This is a genomic window from Streptomyces sp. NPDC054796, assembly GCF_053611545.1.
In genome coordinates this window covers 1-3,556 of record NZ_JBSHAO010000131.1, presented here as the reverse complement: position 1 = coordinate 3,556, position 3,556 = coordinate 1, and the positions used below count along the sequence as shown (strand labels likewise).

Here is a 3,556-nt window from a genome sequence, read left to right as displayed (position 1 = left end):
AAGTACACCCACCACATGCCGAAGGTCAGGCCCACACCCGCGATGACGACGGCGGTCGCATTCCACGTCCAGTGCGTGCCGTCCCCGCCGCCCAGGAGGTCGCCGGAGGAGGCGACGGTGCCGACGACACCTTCGCCGAGCGTGATGATCGCGAAGAGTCCGTACCGTTCGGCCACGTGGTGCGGGTGCCAGGGCGTGCCGCCCGCGAAGCCCTGCGTGAAGACCGGCAGGACGAGTTCGAGGGCGCCCAGGATGGTGAACGCCACGAAGGCGGCGGCGATCGGCAGATGGGCGAAGGCCACGACGATCCAGCCGGCCTGGGCGATCAGCGTCCAGCGGATGTTGGCCATGCTGACGTCGTGGAACGAGGGGGCCTGCCGGGCGACGCGCCACCACTGGAGCACCATCGCGATCCGCATCACGACATGCCCGATGACCATGGCGCGCAGTTCAAGGTGGCCGCCCTCCTCGACGGAGTGGAACATCGCGGGCAGGCCGAGCGAGAACACGACGACACCGGTCATCTGCACCATCGTCAGGGCCCGGTACAGCCAGTCGTCGGTGGCGAAGGCGGAGGCGAACCAGCTGAAGCTGATCCAGGCGACGCTGATCGCGAACATGGCCAGGACGAACGCGATGACCGCTTGCCCGGCGTGCCCTTCGGCGACCATCTCGGCGAACTGGGACGCCGCCGTGCCGACCGCGACCACGAAGGTCAGGTCGAACAACAGCTCCAGCGGCGAGGAGGCCCTGCCGTGTTCTTCCGGGTCGCGGCCGGTCATCGGAATCAGCCTTCGTGACACGGCCTGCGCGCCGGGCTCGCGGGTGTGCCGGAGATCGTTCATGCGCACCGTCTTTTCGCACCCTGCCCTGGTTCCAAGGCACGCACCGCCCGGAGATGCTCACGCTCGACGAAGCACGGGACTTGCTCCGCCGACTTCAGCTTATCTCCGCGCCACTGGTAAGCGGATCAGCTTCGACTGCAACCGCGATAGGGCCGCCCCGGGCCCGGCTGCCGAGTGTCCGTGCGCGCAGTCAGGGTAATGGCATGCATCGCAAGTGGCAGGTCACTCTTGCGGACGATTCCCGAAGCCTTCCATCTACGGTGAGAGCGCCTCTCGGTGCAGGCTGCCGCGATGCTTCTTCGGCTCCGACACGCCATTTCCCAGAGGCTCCCGATGGCGACACATACCTCTTCGGTGCTGCTTTCCCGGTCAACGAGGGCAATGTTTCCGAAACTCGGTGCGCGCGAGTCGGCATAATCCAGACTCCCTTCGTCGATCAGAGCAGCGATGCAGCCGCTCGTTCTTCTCAGAAGCAGGAGACCTTCTCGTGGATGAAGCACTCACCCCACCCGAAACAGATGGTGTGGAAGGCGTTGTTGACCATATCCTGCACGTCAGTTTCGACCAGAAGACCGTGCTGCGGATGACGACCACGGCATCGGAGCCCGAGGAACGCATCACCGCAGTCGGTCACGCTCTCTTCGGGATCCGTCCGGGGGAGAGCGTGCAGCTTCACGGCCGCTGGTTCGAACACCGGCGATACGGCAGGCAGTTCAAGGCCGAGCGGTGCGTACGAACCCAGCCCTCGTCACGACGGGCCGTGCGGCTCTACCTCGCATCGGGTCTCGTCCGCGGCATCGGCCCCCGGCTTGCCGAGGCGATCGTGGCGGCCTTCGGTGAGAAGACCCTGCAGGTTCTGGACACCGAGCCCGACCAGTTGCTGCAGGTGTACGGCATCGGCGAGACACGGCTGGCCAAGATCGTTGCGGCCTGGCAGGAGCACAAAACCATCGCCGACATCATGCTCTTCCTCCAGGGGCTGGACATCACCCCCGCGCTCGCGGTGAAGATCTACGCCACCTACAAGGACACCGACAAGGACCTCATGGAGGTCATCACGCGCACTCCGTACCGGCTGTGCCGGGACGTGCGCGGCATCGGATTCAGCACTGCCGACAAGATCGCCCTGGCTCATGGCGTTCCCAAGCACAGTGCGCAGAGGCTGCAGGCCGCGATGGTGCACGTGCTGGAGGAGAGCGGGTCCCGGGGGCACTGCCACTTCCCGGTCCGCGCGCTGCTGAAGGGCACACGCGAGGTGCTTGTGGACGACGACCCGGCGACCATGGACTTCCTCGACAACGCGGTGCTGCGTGGGACCCTGGAGGACCTGCGTGGGCAGAAGGAGGTCGTGACGGAAATCCTGCCGCTGCCCGCACACGATGGCACCGGGGATCACGCCGACATCGAGGTCGCCGCGACGGCGCGTGCGCATCAGGCCGAGGCGGGGCTCGCCCGTTCTGTGCGAGCGCAGCTCCAGGCCGCGCCGAAACTGGCTGAGAGGGCTTCTTGGGAGGAGCGGATCACGGCGCTGGCGAGTGCGGAGACCGCCGGGCTCACCAAGGAGCAGCGCCTGGCCATCCTGCGGGCGGTGACGCAGTCTGTGTCGATCCTCACTGGCGGCCCGGGATGCGGTAAGACACACACCTTGCGCACTCTGGTCGACCTTCTCGACGATGTGGGCGCTGTCTGTGCCCTGGCTGCTCCGACGGGCAAGGCGGCCAAACGCATGGAAGAGGCAACGGGGCATCCCGCCATGACCGTCCACCGGCTCCTTCGCGAAGAGGCGGGTGACTCCCTCTTCGACTACGACAGCCTTCTCCCCGCAGCCGATGTGGTCGTCATCGATGAGGCGTCCATGCTGGATGTCTCCCTCGCCCGACGGCTTGTCGCGGCTCTGCGCAAGGGGTGCCACCTGCTTCTCGTGGGTGACGTGAACCAGCTTCCGAGCATCGGCCCCGGGAAGGTTCTCCGTGACCTCCTGGCGGTCGAAGAGATCCCCCGTACTCATTTGACGCAGGTGTTCCGACAGGGCGGTGAAGGTTCCGCCATCGTGGACAACGCTCACCGCATCCTCCGAGGCGATTTTCCACAGCGCGCACGAGGGGTGTTCGGTATCCGGCACATCGAGGAGGCTGCGGTCCTGGCCGACCAGGTGGTCGACCTGGTCACCGAGTGGATGCCACGCCATTTCGGCGTCTCGCCCGAGGACATCCAGATTCTGTGTCCTGGCCGCCGAGGAGACGCCGGTGTCATTGACTTCAACCTGCGTTTGCAGGAGCGGCTCAACCCCGACGTCGGCGCGAAGCCACAGACCTACTACGAGGGGGCGACCTTCCGCGTCGGTGACCGCGTCCTGCAGACCCGCAACAACCCCCGCCGCAGCGAGAACGGCGTATTCAACGGCGCCACCGGAACTATTGCCGCGGTGGAAACCGAAACACACCAGCTCACCGTGGCCTTCCACGACGGAGATACCGCCGTCTACTCCTTCACCGACCTTGATGAACTCCTGCACTCCTTCGCACTGACTGTGCACCGTTCCCAGGGAAGCGAATACCCCTACGTCGTCATTCCGATGACCACCTCCGCCGGAATGCCACTGCTGCAACGCAACTTGCTCTACACCGCCGTCACCCGAGCCCGGAAGGGCGTCATGCTGATCGGCCAGACTGAGGCCATGAACCGCGCTGTGGACAACGCCCGTTCCAGGC

General features: G+C 65.9%; 2 protein-coding genes. One reads left to right on the top strand and one right to left on the bottom strand.

What is annotated here, in order from left to right; translation table 11 throughout:
- A partial coding sequence (locus ACWGJ2_RS40045) for a low temperature requirement protein A (RefSeq protein ID WP_453351345.1) occupies positions 1-845 on the bottom strand: 845 nt, incomplete at its 3' end.
- A 487-nt stretch (positions 846-1,332) separates the two neighbouring features.
- On the opposite strand from ACWGJ2_RS40045, the gene recD2 reads away from it, so the two are divergent.
- Positions 1,333-3,556, top strand: a 2,224-nt coding sequence (recD2, locus tag ACWGJ2_RS40040; protein ID WP_453351344.1) for an SF1B family DNA helicase RecD2, incomplete at its 3' end; no start/stop codon positions are given.